Below are 15016 nucleotides of genomic sequence, written 5' to 3'. Positions count from 1 at the left end.
CTGGCGGCGCTGCTGTTGCTCATGGCGGCGTGGCTGCGCGGCCCGGAATATGACGAGGCGTATTCCATTTTTCTGACGGCGGGGCATGCCCGGCCCGCTTGGCCGGAAGGCGTGTTCACCGCCGGGTCGGTCCGCTGGCTGTATGACGGTCATGCCGGGTTTCTGGAAATCGCCCGGGCGCTGCGGCAAGGGGATGTTCACCCGCCGCTTTATTTCTGGGCGTTGGAATTATGGCGGCGCATGGCGGGGCCGGGCTGGTTCAGCGCGCGGCTGCTTTCCGTGATCTTCACGCTGGCGGGGCTGTATGGGCTGGGACGCATCGCCAGGCTTTGCCGCCTGCCGGCCGGGCCGGTGCTGGCCATGGCGCTGCTATCCTATGGGTTTGCCTATACGGGGATTCTGGCGCGGCCTTATGCGCTGGCGCAGGCATTGGACATAGGAGGGGTGCTGCTGGCCTTGCGCGCGGCCGATGGCCCGGCCCGCCTGGCGCTGGCGGCGGGCTTGCTGTTCGGCGCGGCGGCGCTCACGGATTATCTCGCGTTGTTCACCGGCGCGGCGATGCTGTCGTGGCTTGGCTGGCGGGCCTGGCGGAAGGCGGCGCTGGCGCTGGTGGCCATGGCGCCGTTTCTGGCGGTGTGCGGATGGTTTCTGCGCGCGCAATATGGGGCGCGGGCGGGGCAGTTCGCGCCGTTCAACTGGGGAACAGCCTTGGCGGGCCTGGCGCGTGACGGGGGCGGCGCCGTGTTCGGCGGTTTGCCGCTTTATGCCGGCCTTGCCATGAAGCCGGTGGCCTGCCTGCTGCTGGCGCTGTTTCTGGCCTGCCTGTTTCATGCCGTGAAATCCGGGCGTGGCCGGGGGTTTTTGCTGCTGGGCGCGGCCACGCCATTGGGGCTGCTGGCCTTGGGGGGCGTGTTTCATAACACGCCGATCGAGATCCGGTATCTGGCCTTGTCCTTGCCTTGGCTGGCCTTGGCCGTGGCCCCCGCCTTGCCGCGCCGTTTGCTGGCGCTGCTGCTGGCCGTGCAAGCCCTGGCCGTGGCGGGGCTGATGCTGGCCCCCGCCACCATGCAGCCGCAAGGGCGCGCCGCCCGCCTGGCCGCCGCCTGGCCCCGGGCGGTGGTGGCGCTGCCTTACGGTAATGACGGGGTAGGCGTGCCGGGTCCGTTTATCGCGGCGGCGCCGGGGGATATGCGGATTTTGCTGCTGCGCCCCGGTGTGGCGGTGCCGGCGGGAGCGGTGCGCGTGAATATCGGCGCCGATGCCCAAAGCCGCGCGGTGGCGGCGCGGCTGGGCTGCGCCAGGCTGGTTTGCGGGCCGTGAGCCGGACATGAAAAAAGCCCTGGGCGTGCCAGGGCTTTTTTGGGAGCAACAGGCGGATCAATGCCCCGTGGGCAGAGCCTCGCCGTTCCGGTGCGCGGCGAAGCGCTCCACCATCGTTTCGCTGGCTTCGTTCAGCCCGATCACCTCGACCTGCTTGCCGTGGCGGCGGGCTTTCAGCACGATCCGGTCCAGCGCGCCGACGGCGGAAATGTCCCAGAAATGCGCGTGGGTGACGTCGAGCACCAGTTTTTTCACATCCTCCAGCAGGTCCACCTTGTCGTTCAGGAAGCTGGCGGAGGCGAAGAACACCTGGCCTTCGACGATATAGGTCCGGGTTTGTTCGTCCGCCGAGAGGGTGGAGCGCACCTGCACCAGCCGCGAGACCTTGCCGGCGAAGAAGATGCCCGAGAGCAGCACGCCGACCACGACGCCCTTGGAGAGATTGCCCGTGGCCACCACGGTGACCACGGTGGCCACCATCACCACGGAGGAGGGCCAGGGGTTGGCGCGCAGATTGGGGATGGAGCGCCAGGAGAAGGTGTTGATCGAGACCATGATCATCACCGCCGTCAGCGCCGCCACGGGCACGATGGCCAGCAGCCCATGCAGCAGCACCAGCAGGATCAGCAGGAAGACGCCCGCCACCAGCGTGGAAAGCCGCCCGCGCCCGCCGGAGGTGACATTGATGACCGACTGGCCGATCATCGCGCAGCCCCCCATGCCGCCGAACAGGGCCGAGCCGATATTGGCGATGCCCTGGCCGATGCATTCCCGGCTTTTATTGCTGGGCGTGTCGGTCTTGTCGTCCAGGATCTGGGCGGTCAGCATCGTTTCCAGCAACCCCACCGCCGCCATGGCCAGCGCCAGCGGGGCGATGGTGCGCAGCATGTCGAGGGTGGGCGGCACGTCCGGGATGGCGAATTTCGGCAGCCCGTCGGGCAGGGCGCCTAGCTCGGCCACATGCTTGACATGCAGGTGCATGAAATAGCTGACGATGGTGACCACGATCACCGCCATCAGCGGGGCTGGAAACGCCTTGGTGATGTAGGGAAAGCCGTAGATCACCACCAGCCCCAGCGCGATGAGGCCGAACACCGCCGGAGGGGCGCCAATGATCTGCGGCAATTGCGCCATGAAGATGAGAATGGCCAGCGCGTTGACGAAGCCGGTCATCACCGATTGCGAGACGAAGCGCATCAGCCGCCCCAGCTTCAGCAGCCCGGCGATGACCTGGAACACGCCCATCAGAATGGTCGCGGCCAGGAGGTAGGAGAGCCCATGCGCATGTACGAGGGGGCCCATCAGCACGGCGGTGGAGGCGGTGGCGGCGGAGATCATCGCCACGCGCCCGCCGGTGAAGGCGATGATGGTGGCGATGACGACGGAGGCGTAAAGCCCCACTTCCGGCGGCACGCCGGCAACGACGGAAAAGCCGATGGCCTCGGGAATCAACGCCAGGCCGACAACCAGGCCGGAGAGAAAGTCCACGCGTGGTTGCGCGAGCCAATCCCGGTAAAAGGAGGATGATTTGGTCATGTGAGATACAGGATTTTCAGCGAGGGGCGGGGCGAAGCCCGGTGCCCGCGTTGTCCGGCGGATTGGCGGCCGGAAGAGCCACCCGGAGTTTCACCGGGTCCAGACGAGTAAGCGAAGTATAGGCAGGGAAGTGCCGTGGTGCAAGGTTTGGGCTGGAGTGGGTGGGTTGTCAAAGCCTGGCGCCTGTCTGAAACTGAACCGTGAAATGGGAGAGGGTGGTTGACGAACTGACTCGCGCGACAAAACCAAATTGACTGGACACCCTATGAGAACCAGGGGCAGGCGGTGTTTTGCCTGACGCGTTTCGTCAATGCGGCATTTTCAGACAAAGTTGGCATCATCTGGTGTTCTACGGACATCTGCACCCTGATCCGAACGCCCAGCTACGACCAGGACGGATTTGGTCAATCCATCGTGTTTCAGTGGGTGCCCAATCCGGCACTGTCGCCACCGCTGGCGAAGTTGGGTTTCTGGCGGAAGGTCGAGGCTCTGTTCGAAGATAGCATGGCCACCAAGGGGGGAGGCGATGCTCGCACAGGGCGCGGCGGCGCAGGCGCAAGGGCAGGCTGTGCTCAACTGGCTCTCCAACAAAGATAATGAGCATAAGATTGGCATCGCGCTGGATGTGCTCGGCATTGTCAATTTCGTCATCATGTGCATTCCCGTGGTGGGTGAGGCGGATATGGGATTGATGGCCGTGGGAACTGCGGCACGGGAGGTGCTCCTTACCCGGACAGGCATGTTCGCCACCGCCGTGGCGGGTGGCGCGGCTTTGGGGGCGACGGTGGATGGGCGCTACCTGCAACTTCGCTATATGAGTGACGGGAATGCCCAGGAGCGGATGGAAAAGGCCGAAAAATGGGATGATTCCAAGCTGGCGACGGGTATGTCCATCGCCGCGGCGATCCTGACCTTGGCCGATTTCAGCATCGGCGGAGCACTGACCATTCATGACCTACGCAATATGTCCAAGGAAACGCAGGAGATGATGGAACTGAGCAAGAGTGCGGCCGAAAGCGAGCGAAAGCTCGGCCTCTCTGAAGCCTAGACTGGACTATATGCAGGCGACCCATCCGAACAAGACAGCCACGCGGCAGCTCAGCCAACGTTCGCAGTTATTGGCACAAAAGGCGAAGCGGGCGGACCGGGATGCGTTCTATATGGCGGTACGGTTGAAGACTTTGCTGTATCTGGGCGCGCCGTTGCAGGCGGCGGGGGATCCTGCAGTGCTGGGATATTTTTCACATGACAACAAAAAGCTATTCAAAGACCCCAAGGGATGGGTGGGAGAGTTGCTGGCCCCACCAAAGGCGAATGCGAGAATGATGAAGGCTGGACATATTGGCGCGCAAAACGCCGTCAGCACCAAGCCGGGGCGTTGAATATGGCCAAGACCGCCGGAGGGGCGAAGGATGTCGGGCTGCTGCCGCGCCGGGTTTCGCTGCTGCTGTTGGGTTATCTGGCGGCGATGGTGGGGGATGCTGGATTGCTGGGGGCGCTGCTTGGGCGCGCCGCCACGGGTGGCCTGGACGATGCGGCGCTGGGTTCCGCCATAGGGCTGTTCTGCGGGTTTTGTTATTGTATCTTTCCGCCGGTGTTTCTCGCCAGCCGGGCGACGCTGGCATTGCGGGCATTTCGTGGGCTGTTATGGGTATTGCTCTGTTTGCATATACCGTTGCTGGTCTGGTTTTTCTGGGCGGCTACGGTGCATCCCGGTTTGGCTGGCGCGGCAATTCTGGCAATGCCCTTGGCCGTGCTTGCGACATTGGCGCTGCCGGCCTTCGCCCATGCGCTGCTGCGCCGGACATGGTTCGTTCTGGGCAGTGATCCGGCGGGCTGGGAGCCGATGGGCGGGGTGGACGGGCAGGTTGAACGCCCGGCCCGGCCCGGCAGGCTGCTGGTGCTGCTGTTGCCCTTCTGGGCGGCGTGGCGCAGTGGGGCACGGGCCTATGGGGTAATTATCGCCCTGCTATGGGCGGGCGGCGTCTGGTTTCTGCATGGGCTGGCGGTTTTGGGTGTGGTGCTGCTGGGTAGCGGTATCGCCATCGGTTGGGCGGTGATTGGCTTTATTTATTCAAAGCCGGTGCTGGCGGCCAGGACTTTTGGGCCTGAGGGGCGGGGCGCGTTTCTGGCGCGGCTGCTGCCCCCGGCGCGCCAGGCCCCACCGCCGCTGGCGGTGAGCGCGGGTTTGCTACTGTTGCCCGTTTTGCTTGTGCTGGATGTGCTGGGGCTGGGCGTGGCTCTTGGCGATGGAGCCGGGTCGGGCGAGGCGCTGATCGTGCTGCTGTTTGTGGTGATGCTGCCGCTTACGGGCTATCTGCCGCTGGGCACCGGGCGCAGCGTGCTGGTGTTGCGGCTGGTGGGCGGCACGCTGGCGCTGGTGGAGATGGCGCTGGCGGCGGCTTTGTTCGCGCACGGGCCAACGGCAATGTCCATGGCGTTGCTCTGCGGCCTGGCGCCGGTCGCGGTTGTGGGGCTGGCGTTGGTCAATGCCGGGCGCATGCTGAATTTGCCGGCGGCCCTGCGGTAAGCCGTGTCAGGGCGCAACCGCGGAAGAGAAAAAAGCGGCTTTCAGTCTGTGTTGTTTTTGTAAAGAAATAAATCTTCGCCCTGGAAGGCGCCTTCGACCCTGAGTCTGTCCGCATCTTGTGAAAGTGCCGCTTGCGCGTGACTCAAGCATGAATGCGCGTAACGTTTCGCGCCGGCGCGGAATTCTTCGTCTCCCAGTTGGCCCAGCGCGTAGAGCGCTTTTTGCAGTTTCACCTGCACCTCCACCATGCCCGCGCCATAGCGCGCGATGGGCATGAAGCCGTCTTCCAGCATATCCATGGTTTTCAGCGCGGGCATATGGAGTCTGGGGTATCTGATCTCTTCCTGGTTTTGCTCGCTCCCCTCCGTGGCCCAGAGCGCCAGCAGCCGTGTCATCCGGCTGACGACATCGATCGCGGTGCCGGGATCGTTTACCGCCGGAGAGAGGGCGCGCGAGGCGATTTCGCTCAGCACCACCAGCCCAAAGCGTGGGTCCTGGTCGAAATTGCGCACACTGTCCAGCGAGAAGGCCTTGCGCAGGGCCGCCACCGGGATTTCGCTGTCCGCCGTGTCCGGCAGAACCCAGGCCAGCACCGTGTAGGGGTAAGCAAAGGCTCCGGGATTGACGGTAAGATAAAGACTGACCGCGTTTTCCTCCGCCAGGGAGGAGAGGGCGCCCATGTCGATATGCTGGATATAACCGATGATCTCGCAGGTGACCGCGATGGCGCCGGGGGGAATATCCCGGCGCGGGTCGTTCAGCTTGTTGGCGCCCAGATAGGGGTCGCGCAATCTGGCCGCCAGGGCCTGGCGGGTGGCGTCCTCCACCGCCATGGTCGTTTCCCCCACGCGGCCCAGGCGCGTGAGATGCTCGATCCAGCGCAGCAGCGAGACCACGATCAAACCGATGACGCCGATGGTGACGATGAACAGCACGACCCGGCCCTGCTCGCCATAAGCGCCGGTTTGCAGCATCACCAGCCCGACGATGCTGAACAGAAAGGAGCCGATGAAGGTGGAGAGCACGGTCTGGGTGGTGCTGTCTTCCATCAGCAGCTTGGTGGCGCGCGGTGTCACGCTGCTGCTGGCCGCGCCATAGGCGGAGGTCATCACATTCAGGGAGAAGGTGGTGACCGCCAGCATGGAGGAGGCGATGATGTCCAGAATACGGCCGACGGAATTGGCGCCGATCCGCCCTGGCAGGGAGGCGGGAATGAGCGGCTGGACAATGGCGGCCAGCAGCGCCGCCGCGACACCGAGTATGGCGATGAGCGTGGCCCGCACCCAGAGGCGGCGGGATAATTGTTTCAGTGCCCATAACCAGCGGGACATGCTCCCCCTCCCTCCCTTATGGTGTCCTCAGCTTTATAGATGAAGGTTCCAACCCGTCTTTTGACAAGTCATTATTGTTGGGGCGCGGGATTTTATCCGATCAGATGAAGCCATCCGATCGGATATGGTTCTGGAAAATTCATGAATTCCCCGAGAGACGATGATCTTGGATCAGATGCGCTCCAGGGTCTCGGCGGTGATCTGGCTGATTTTCGTGACGCCGGTCAGCGCCATGGCCACGCGCATTTCCTTGGCGATGAGGTCGAGCAGCTTGTCCACGCCGGCCTGGCCGCCCGCCGCCAGCGCGTACACATAGGCGCGCCCCAGCAGCACGGCGTCCGCGCCCAGGGCCAGCATGCGCACCACATCCAAGCCCGAGCGCACGCCGGAATCCGCCAGGATGGCCAGTTCACCCTTCACCGCCTCCACCACATGGGGCAGGGCGCGGGTGCTGGAGAGCACGCCGTCGAGCTGGCGCCCGCCATGATTGGAGACGATCAGCCCGTCGGCGCCGAATTTGACCGCCTCGCGCGCGTCTTCGGGGTCGAGAATGCCCTTGATGACGATCTTGCCTTTCCAGAAATCCCGGATCCATTGCAGGTCCTTCCAGGCGATGGCGGGGTCGAAATTCGCCCCGAGCCAGCCGATATAATCCTCCAGATTGGTCGGCTTGCCGCGATAGGCGGAAATGTTCCCGAGATCGTGCGGCTTGCCGAACAGACCGACATCGAAGGCCCAGCGCGGGTGCAGCATGGCCTGCCAGATGCGCCGCTGGGGGCCGAACGGGCCGGACATGCCCGAATGCGCGTCGCGGTAGCGCGCGCCTGGCACGGGCATGTCCACGGTGAAGACGAGGGTGGTGATGCCGGCCGCCCAGGCGCGCTCCAGCGCGTTTTTCATGAAACCGCGATCCTTCAGCACATAGAGCTGGAACCAGATCGGCTTGGTCAGCGCGTTCTGAACTTCCTCGATGGAACAGACGGAAACGGTGGAAAGGGTGAAGGGGATGCCCGCCGCCTCGGCGGCCCTGGCCGCCTGCACCTCGCCCCGGCGCGCATACATGCCCGCCAGCCCCACGGGCGCGATGGCCACGGGCATCGCCAGATCCTGGCCCAGCACGCTGGTGGAGAGCGAGATGTCCGCCACGTTTTTCAGGACACGCTGGCGCAGGGCAAGCTCGGAAAGATCGGAGACGTTGCGCCGCAGGGTCTGCTCCGCATAGGCGCCGCCATCGGCGTAATGGAACAAGAAGGGCGGCAGCCGCCTGCGCGCCGCCTCGCGGAAATCGGTGGTGGAGGAAATGATCATGGCGTTTCGCTTTCTTGTTGCGTGGGAAAGGAGGAAAGTCGCAGGCGCCGGGCTTCGTCGTCCTCGATGCGGCGCAGAGTCGCGGCGACGAAATCCAGATGCAGCAGCGCCGCGCGGCGGGCCTGGTCGGGCTGGCCGGCGATGATCGCCTCCGTCAGAGCGTGATGCTGGCGGGCCAGGGTGCGGAAGGTTTGCGGCCGGGTATAGAGTTTTTCCAGGCTGTGGGAGATGCTGGCCTGCAACAGCTCGAACAGCCCGCGCATCATTTGCAGCAGCACGAGATTATGCGAGGCCTCGGCGATGAGCAGATGCAAGGCGGCGTCCGCCCGGGCATCCTCCAGCGGTTCGCCGGCCTCATGGGCGCTGGCCAGGGCCGCGCAATGCGCCGCCAGCCGGGCCTTGTCGCCGCTGGTGGCGCGCATCGCGGCGTGGTGGGCGGCTTCGGCCTCAAGAGCCCGGCGAATTTCCATGACATCCTGCCAGTAAGAGGGGTTTTGCCGCATCAGCGGGGCCAGGGGCGCCATGGCGGCGGCCAGCGGCGGGGTTTGCAGATAATGTCCGCTGCCTTGCCGGGTGTGGAGCCGCCCGCCTTGCGCCAGGCCGCCCAGCGCTTCGCGCAGGCTGGCGCGCGAAACGCCGAGCCGTGCCGCCAGCACACGCTCCGCCGGCAGCTTGTCGCCAGGGCGCAACCCGGTGGAGCGGATGAGTGCCTCCAGCCGCGTGGAAAGTGCCATATCTGCCATTGGCCGGACCAGTTTCCAGATTAATTCAAGGTTCAGCGAGGTTTGCCGCCGTCTTTTCTCTCTGGCAAGCGGTTATTGGTCTGACCAATTTGGTCTTTGCCGGCCGGTTTGGAACCAGCCGCGCGCGTGGTTTCCGTTCGCGCCGGCGCGCGGAGAGGGCTCTAAAGCCAGAGCAGCCCCATGATCGCGCCCACCCCCAGCAGCCAGAGCGGGTGCAGCCGGGTCCGCCAGGTGAGCAGGGCGGTGCCCAGGGTCATCGCCAGGGTCAGCCAGCCATGGTCCGCCTGCCGGGCCAGGACGCAGGCGGCGGCCAGCACCAGCCCGGCGGTGAGCGGGAGCAGCGCCGCCTGCGCCAGCTTGCGCCAGCGCGCCTCGCGGTGCTTGTCGAATAAGGCGGCCACGATGGCGGCGGTGACGCCGGCGGGCAGCACCATGGCCAGCGTGGCCAGCAACCCGCCCGGTATGCCCGCCACGTGCGCGCCGATGATTGTCGCGATCAGCATGTTCGGGCCGGGCGCGGTGTTGGCGATCGCGTAGAATTGCGAGAATTGCGACGCCGTCAGCCAGTGTTTCTGCGTCACCACCACGCGCGCGAGTTCCGGCACGGTGCTGTTGGCGCCGCCCACGGCCAGCAGTGAAAGCTTGCCGAACAGCAGCGCGATCTGGCCCAGGGCGGTCATGGCACGGTCCGCCAGGCCAGCGCCAGGGAGACCGGCAGGCTCAGCAGCACGATCAAGGGCAGGGAAAGGTGCAACCCGAAGGCCAGCCCGTAAACGGCGGCGGCCAGCAGCATGTTGCGCGGGGTGCGCAGGATGGGCGTGGCGATGCGCAGGCCCGAGCCCAGCGCCAGCCCCGCCGCCGTGGCGGCCAGACCGAGCAGCGCATGGCGCACCGGCGCCACCCCGCCAAACCGCGCATAGAGCCCCGAGAGCACCAGCACGATGGCGACCGGCGCGCTCAACAGCCCCATCACCGCCGCCGCGGCCCCGCTGGCCCCGGCCTCGCGCGTGCCGAAGGCGAAGCTGAGATTGACGACATTCGCCCCCGGCAGGGATTGGCAGAGGGAGAAAAGCTCGTTGAATTCCATCTGCGTCAGCCAGCGTTTGTCTTCCACCATCACGCGGCGGATGATCGGCAGCACGCCTCCAAACCCCATGATGCCGGCCGAGAGAAAACCGAGGAACAGCTCCTTGCGGGTGAGTTTGCGGCGTGGCGCGGGCGTTTCCATTGTCATTGTCTGGATGAGTTAGGCATGGCACCCGGCGCTGGCAACAGGTGCCGGTGCGGGGTAGGCATCTGGTCATGAGCATCGATCTGCGCGACCCGAACCTCACCGCCCCGCAAATCCGCGTGGCCCTCGATCTTGCCCCGCATCCCGAGGGGGGGCATTACCGGGAGGTTTGGCGCGACAGCCCGGCCGATGGCGGGCGCGGGGCGGCCACGAGCATTTTGTTTCTGTTGGCGGCGGGTGAAAGGTCCCATTGGCACAGGGTGGACGCGGCGGAGCTTTGGCTTTGGCAGGGCGGCGCGGCGCTGGAACTTGGCATCGGCGCGCGCTGTCTCAGGCTGGGGCCGGCGCTCGTGGCCGGGGAGAGGGTGCAGGCGGTGGTGCCCGCCGGCGCGTGGCAGGCCGCGCGGCCGTTGGGGGCATGGAGTCTGGTGAGCTGCGTGGTCGCGCCGGCGTTCCGCTTCGAGGGGTTTGAGCTGGCGCCGCCGGGATGGGCGCCGCCAGGCGCGTGAGGGGCGCTACCGGTAATGCCCGTAATGTTCGAGGATTTCGATCCGGTAGCCGTCAGGATCCTCGATGAAGAAGAAGCGCGCCAGTTTCTCGCCATGCCGGTCGAATTGCTTGATGTCCAGCGGGGCGAGTCCGGCCGCGCGCAGGCGCGCATGCTCGCTCTCCAGATCTTCCACCACGAAGGCGAGATGCCCGTAGCCGTTGCCGGGATCGTAAGGTTCGGTGCGGCCGTGATTGATGGTCAGCTCGATTTCGAATGGGCTTTGCGCGTTGCGCAGATAGACCAGGGTGAATGTGTCGAACGCCAGGCGGTGGCTGGGTGTCATGCCGAAGGCGGCCGCGTAGAAGGCGGTGGAGCGCGCTTCGTCCAGCACGCGGATCATCATATGGACGGGTTTGGGCATTTCAGGCCTTGGAGCGGGAAGGGGGGACGCCATGGCGGGGGCCATAGCGCAGGCGCGCGGGCCAGGCCAGGGGGCGGCTTGCCGTGCTGGGAGGGCGCGCCTACATGCAGCGCGTAACACGAGAAGATTGATCCATGTCCACAGCCCCTCAGAGCACGTCCTTCACCTTGTTCCAGCCCGGCACCTTGCAGGATGCGCTGACCGCCAACAGCGTGATCCTCGTGGATGTGCGAGAGCCGGGTGAGTTCGAGGCCGCGCGGATCGAGGGGGCCGTGAATTTGCCGCTTTCCTGTTTTGACCCGGCCGCGCTGCCGGCTGGGGATGTCGTGCTGCTTTGCGGTGTGGGCAAGCGCTCACGCCTGGCCGCTTCGTTGTGCGAGCGCGCGGGCGTGCCCGTTTCCGGCCATTTGCAGGGGGGGCTGGCGGCCTGGATGGAGGCGGGGCTGCCCGTGCTCAGGCGTTGAGGGGCGACAGGGCGCGCACCAGATCGAGAAATGTTGCCGACGCCTTCGGGATGTAACGGTCCTTGTGCTGCACGGCCTGGAATGGGCGCGGGGGCATGAGGATGTTGGCGCGCTTCAACTCTCCCGCCGCCAGCGGGCGGGCGCAGACGAGTGGCGACAGGCAGGCGGTCCCGGCCCCGGCCGCCACGGCCTCGCGCACGGCCTCGTTGGAGGGCAGGCAGAGCGCGATGGTCAGCGAATCCGGGGATATGCCACGCTCGGCCAGGGCGGAGAGAAACGCGTCGCGCGTGCCCGACCCTTCCTCGCGGAAGACCCACTCCGCCTTGCGCAGATCCGCGTTGGTGAGTTTGCGCCCCGTGGCCCAGGGGTGATTTGGCGGGACGATCACGGCCATATGGTCCACCGCCACGGGCGCGACATGCAGTTCCGGCGCCGTTAGGGGGCCTTCGATAAAGCCCAGCTCGGCGTCGCCAGCCTTGATGGCGGAGACGACCTGCCCGGTATTGCCGATGGCCAGGTCGATGGTGAAGCCAGGATGCAGCCGGTGGAATTGCGCGATTGCCCGGGGCAGGTAGTAGCTGGCGATGGTTTGGCTGGCATGCACGGCCAGACGCCCATGCTTGAGCCCCGCATAATCGCGCAGGACGGTTGCGGCCGCCGTGGCGCGGGCCAGCACGGCGCGGGCTTCCTCCAGAAACAGGCGCCCGGTTTCGGTGAGGGCGATGTTCCGCCCGACCCGGTCGAACAACCTGACGCCATGCTGGGTTTCCAGCGTGGCGATGGAGGCGGAGACCGCCGCCTGGGTCAGATGGAGCACGGAAGCGGCGCGGGTGATGTGCTGACGTTCCGCCACGGCGACGAAGATGCGCAATTGCTCCAGGGTCATGGAAAAACCATAAAATAAATTTGTATTTTAGAAAAGAATAATCAGTTTTTAAAATCTCTTCGCGTGACCTAATTCAGTCTTGTCGAAAGGCAGGTAGAGTTATGTTTCCCAGACCGTTTTCCCATCATGAGCATCCGGGCGAGATTGTCCGGCAATTCACGCCAAACTGGTTCACCGTGACGATGGGCACGGGGGTTTTGGCGCTGCTGTTGGACCAGATGCCCGGCCCCGCTTGGCTGCCCGCCTTGGCGGCGGATGTGTGGCGGCTGAACATCGTGCTGTTCTCTTTGTTTTCATGCCTTTATCTGGCGCATTGGCTGTTTTATCCCCGGCAGGCCGCGAAGATTTTCAAGCATTCCGTGGTGCCGATGTTCCTCGGGGCCATTCCGATGGGGCTGGCCACCATCACCAATGGCGTGCTGGTGTTTGGCCATGATCCTCACCTTGCCTTGCGGCTGTGGGAAGTGGATGCGGTGCTGTCGGTTCTGAGCGGATTGGTGGTGCCGTTCGCCATGGTGGTGGGCCAGAAGCATATGCTGGAATCCATGACGGGGGTGTGGCTGCTGCCGATTGTCGCCTGCGAGGTGGCCGGAGCGAGTGGGGCGCTGCTGGCGCCGCATCTGCCGCAAGACGTGGCGGCCAATCTGGTGCTGGCCGGGTATGGGTTGTGGGCGCTCTCGGTGCCGCTGGCGCTGGGGATTTTGACCATCTTGTTCCTGCGGTTGGTTCTGCATTCCCTGCCGCCGGCGGAGTTGGCGGTTTCGTCCTGGCTGGCGCTGGGGCCGCTGGGCACGGGCTCGCTCGGGCTGCTGTTGCTGGGCCATGCGGCGCCCGCCGCGTTCGCGGGGACAAATCTGGCCTTTCTGGCCGATGTGGCGCAAGGCGGCGGCGTGCTCGGCGGGTTGGTGCTGTGGGCTTATGGCGCTTGGTGGTTGGCGCTGGCGGTGGCCATGGTTCTGGCTCACAGGCCGCACCGCTTGCCCTTCAACATGGGTTGGTGGGGCTTTACCTTCCCGTTGGGTGTGTTCATCCTGGCGACCAATGTGCTGGGGACGCAGACGGGCTTGCAGGCTTTCGTTATCGCGGGCCACGTGCTGACGATGATCTTTGTTCTGCTCTGGAGCATGGTCGCGGTGCGGACGTTGCGCGGTGCTTACCATGGCTCGCTGTTTGCCGCGCCTTATATGGCGCCGCGCAGTGCCGCCCGCCTTTGACGACGGCGGAAAGGCTTGGCTGGGAGGAGTGTTGCCCAGTCAGGCCGATGCGGCTAGAAGGGCCGGGCCGGACTCGTAGCTCAGCTGGATAGAGCGTTGCCCTCCGAAGGCAAAGGTCGCGCGTTCGAATCGCGCCGGGTCCGCCAGTTAACCTTATCAATCAACGACTTAGAGTCCTGTTTCTAAGGGGCTCGTGGTGTTGATTTTGTCACGTAAGCACCACGTAAGCAACTGGTGGATTTGTCCTTCGCAGCTTCACCAAAGAGTGGGGATGAGGCTTCGATTCCCCTCGGTGCTCCATTTCATGGCGATCAGAGCGACAAGAGACGGTTCTTTAGTGGCGCTTTTGCTTAGAGGGCTGGGTTTTCGTGGCGCTCGAACCTTGCCGAGCAAGTCCAAATCCTGCCCTCGCAACCAAAATTCATAAAAGAAATCAAACTATTAGGCCGCCACAAGGTGGCCTTTTGCGTATGTGAAACTTTCTTCCGGAATCATACCGGAATCAACCGAGAGAAAACCAAGGCGTGCTCAGGCGTATGCGCAAACGCGGCGCATAGCCTGCGGGGGTTGGCCGAAATGGCGGGTGAATGCTCGGCGCATTCGTTCGGGGTCGTGAAATCCCGTTGATGCCGCGATTTGTTCGATCGGCTCGCGGGAGGACTCGACGCGCTCCCGGGCGACTTCAAGCCTTAACCGTTCCACGGCCCTGGCCGGACTGATCCCGATCTCGCGCGTGAAGGCGCGGGCAAAGTTGCGCGGGCTCATCGCCATGTATGCCGCGAGCCGCTCCACGGTCAGGCGCTCGGAGAGATGGGCGCGCATGTAATCCAACAATGGCGCGAAGGGCGTGGCATCGCTGCCCAGTTCGGCCAGCGCGGAAAATTGCGATTGCCCGCCTGGCCTGCGGTAATAGACGACCATCTGTTGTGCGACATGTTTTGCCACCGCGTCGCCCAGATCCTCCGCGACCAGCGCCAGGGCCAGATCGATTCCAGCGCTGATGCCGGCGGACGTCCAGATCGTGCCGTCGCGGACATGGATGCGATCGGCTTCGACCCGTATTGCCGGAAACAAGCGCTGCAATTCTTCCGCCCGATGCCAGTGGGTCGTTGCCCGTTTGCCGTCGAGCAGCCCCGCTGCGGCCAGCAGAAACGCACCTGAACAGACGCTGCAGAGACGCCGCGTATCCCGGGCGCGGGTACAAAGATAGGCGATGCTCTCATGATGGTGCATCGCCTGTCGGCTGCCATTGCCGCCGACCACGATCAGCGTGTCCATGGCCGGCACGCCATCAGCCCGGAGGCTGTCGAGGGCGAGGCCGGACGAACTGCGGATCGTGCCGCCCTGTATCGAAAGGACCTGGAGACGGTAGGAGCCGGGCGCGAGCCGCTCGGCGATCTCGAACACGGTGGTTGGGCCGGCGGCGTCGAGAATCTGGAAATCCTCGAAGAGGAAGAGGGCAACATTCTTCATCACTGTCAGAAAATGAGGGATCATTGTCATTTGGTCAACCGGCCGGTTCGGGCATGGTTTTGTCAGCAT

16 protein-coding genes, 1 tRNA gene and 1 other annotated feature are annotated in these 15016 nt (G+C 64.9%); of the genes, 8 read left to right on the top strand and 9 right to left on the bottom strand.

Annotated elements, in window-relative coordinates:
- The first annotated feature begins 21 nt into the window (after positions 1-21).
- Positions 22-1320, top strand: a complete 1299-nt coding sequence (locus tag AB7D48_RS06030) for a hypothetical protein (RefSeq protein WP_427976491.1) — start codon at positions 22-24, stop codon at positions 1318-1320.
- A gap of 57 nt (positions 1321-1377) precedes the next feature.
- Here the strand turns inward: AB7D48_RS06030 and AB7D48_RS06025 are convergent, their stop codons facing one another.
- On the bottom strand, positions 1378-2856 hold the full coding sequence (locus AB7D48_RS06025; RefSeq protein WP_427976489.1) for a SulP family inorganic anion transporter: 1479 nt from the start codon (positions 2854-2856) through the stop codon (positions 1378-1380).
- 48 nt (positions 2857-2904) lie between these two features.
- Positions 2905-2960: a sequence feature (sul1 is cis-regulatory element that is thought to sense ions involved in sulfur or methionine metabolism; They are found in Alphaproteobacteria), on the bottom strand.
- A 422-nt stretch (positions 2961-3382) separates the two neighbouring features.
- Between AB7D48_RS06025 and AB7D48_RS06020 the strand changes: the two genes are divergently transcribed.
- From AB7D48_RS06020 to AB7D48_RS06010, 3 genes are read left to right on the top strand one after another with little or no spacing between them, the layout of a single operon-like run.
- Positions 3383-3904, top strand: coding sequence for a hypothetical protein (locus AB7D48_RS06020; protein ID WP_427976487.1), 522 nt, complete (start codon positions 3383-3385; stop codon positions 3902-3904).
- A gap of 10 nt (positions 3905-3914) precedes the next feature.
- Positions 3915-4238, top strand: coding sequence for a hypothetical protein (locus tag AB7D48_RS06015; RefSeq protein WP_427976484.1), 324 nt, complete (start codon positions 3915-3917; stop codon positions 4236-4238).
- A 2-nt stretch (positions 4239-4240) separates the two neighbouring features.
- A complete protein-coding gene (locus AB7D48_RS06010; protein ID WP_427976481.1) occupies positions 4241-5386 on the top strand; it encodes a hypothetical protein in 1146 nt (381 codons plus the stop codon).
- A gap of 41 nt (positions 5387-5427) precedes the next feature.
- Here AB7D48_RS06010 and AB7D48_RS06005 read toward each other — a convergent pair whose 3' ends face one another.
- The 5 genes from AB7D48_RS06005 to AB7D48_RS05985 all read right to left on the bottom strand — a co-directional run bounded on the left by AB7D48_RS06005 (position 5428) and on the right by AB7D48_RS05985 (position 10002).
- A complete protein-coding gene (locus tag AB7D48_RS06005) occupies positions 5428-6717 on the bottom strand; it encodes a DUF2254 domain-containing protein (protein ID WP_427976478.1) in 1290 nt (429 codons plus the stop codon).
- A 171-nt stretch (positions 6718-6888) separates the two neighbouring features.
- Positions 6889-8025: an FMN-dependent L-lactate dehydrogenase LldD gene (lldD, locus tag AB7D48_RS06000; RefSeq protein WP_427976476.1), complete on the bottom strand. Its 1137-nt coding sequence runs from the start codon at positions 8023-8025 to the stop codon at positions 6889-6891.
- Positions 8022-8759 carry an FCD domain-containing protein gene (locus tag AB7D48_RS05995; RefSeq protein WP_427976473.1) on the bottom strand — a complete coding sequence of 246 codons (738 nt, stop codon included), beginning with the start codon at positions 8757-8759 and terminating at the stop codon, positions 8022-8024. Before AB7D48_RS05995 ends, lldD begins: the two co-directional genes overlap by 4 nt.
- 170 nt (positions 8760-8929) lie before the next feature.
- Complete coding sequence (locus AB7D48_RS05990) at positions 8930-9448, bottom strand: chromate transporter (protein WP_427976470.1); 519 nt, start codon at positions 9446-9448, stop codon at positions 8930-8932.
- On the bottom strand, positions 9445-10002 hold the full coding sequence (locus AB7D48_RS05985) for a chromate transporter (RefSeq protein WP_427976467.1): 558 nt from the start codon (positions 10000-10002) through the stop codon (positions 9445-9447). The genes AB7D48_RS05990 and AB7D48_RS05985 overlap by 4 nt, the downstream gene beginning before the upstream one ends.
- A gap of 68 nt (positions 10003-10070) precedes the next feature.
- Here AB7D48_RS05985 and AB7D48_RS05980 point away from each other — a divergent pair, with 68 nt between their 5' ends.
- A complete protein-coding gene (locus tag AB7D48_RS05980; RefSeq protein ID WP_427976465.1) occupies positions 10071-10508 on the top strand; it encodes a cupin domain-containing protein in 438 nt (145 codons plus the stop codon).
- A 6-nt stretch (positions 10509-10514) separates the two neighbouring features.
- Here the strand turns inward: AB7D48_RS05980 and AB7D48_RS05975 are convergent, their stop codons facing one another.
- Positions 10515-10910, bottom strand: coding sequence for a VOC family protein (locus tag AB7D48_RS05975; RefSeq protein ID WP_427976462.1), 396 nt, complete (start codon positions 10908-10910; stop codon positions 10515-10517).
- A gap of 134 nt (positions 10911-11044) precedes the next feature.
- Here AB7D48_RS05975 and AB7D48_RS05970 point away from each other — a divergent pair, with 134 nt between their 5' ends.
- Positions 11045-11374: a rhodanese-like domain-containing protein gene (locus AB7D48_RS05970; RefSeq protein WP_427976460.1), complete on the top strand. Its 330-nt coding sequence runs from the start codon at positions 11045-11047 to the stop codon at positions 11372-11374.
- Here the strand turns inward: AB7D48_RS05970 and AB7D48_RS05965 are convergent.
- Positions 11364-12260, bottom strand: coding sequence for a LysR family transcriptional regulator (locus AB7D48_RS05965; protein ID WP_427976458.1), 897 nt, complete (start codon positions 12258-12260; stop codon positions 11364-11366). The two genes, AB7D48_RS05970 and AB7D48_RS05965, sit on opposite strands and share 11 nt — an antisense overlap.
- A gap of 101 nt (positions 12261-12361) precedes the next feature.
- On the opposite strand from AB7D48_RS05965, the gene AB7D48_RS05960 reads away from it, so the two are divergent.
- Together AB7D48_RS05960 and AB7D48_RS05955 are read left to right on the top strand one after the other, a co-directional pair.
- Entirely contained in the window at positions 12362-13474 is a 1113-nt protein-coding gene (locus AB7D48_RS05960) for a TDT family transporter (RefSeq protein ID WP_427976456.1), read from the top strand.
- Positions 13475-13543: 69 nt separating this feature from the next.
- A tRNA-Arg gene (locus AB7D48_RS05955) sits at positions 13544-13620 on the top strand.
- Between the two features lie 382 nt (positions 13621-14002).
- Here the strand turns inward: AB7D48_RS05955 and AB7D48_RS05950 are convergent.
- A complete protein-coding gene (locus AB7D48_RS05950; protein WP_427976674.1) occupies positions 14003-14947 on the bottom strand; it encodes a GlxA family transcriptional regulator in 945 nt (314 codons plus the stop codon).
- Positions 14948-15016: the final 69 nt, after the last annotated feature.

The organism is Acidocella sp. (assembly GCF_050253495.1).
Taxonomy (GTDB): Bacteria; Pseudomonadota; Alphaproteobacteria; order Acetobacterales; family Acetobacteraceae; genus Acidocella.
This window is presented reverse-complemented; position numbering and strand designations above follow the sequence as displayed.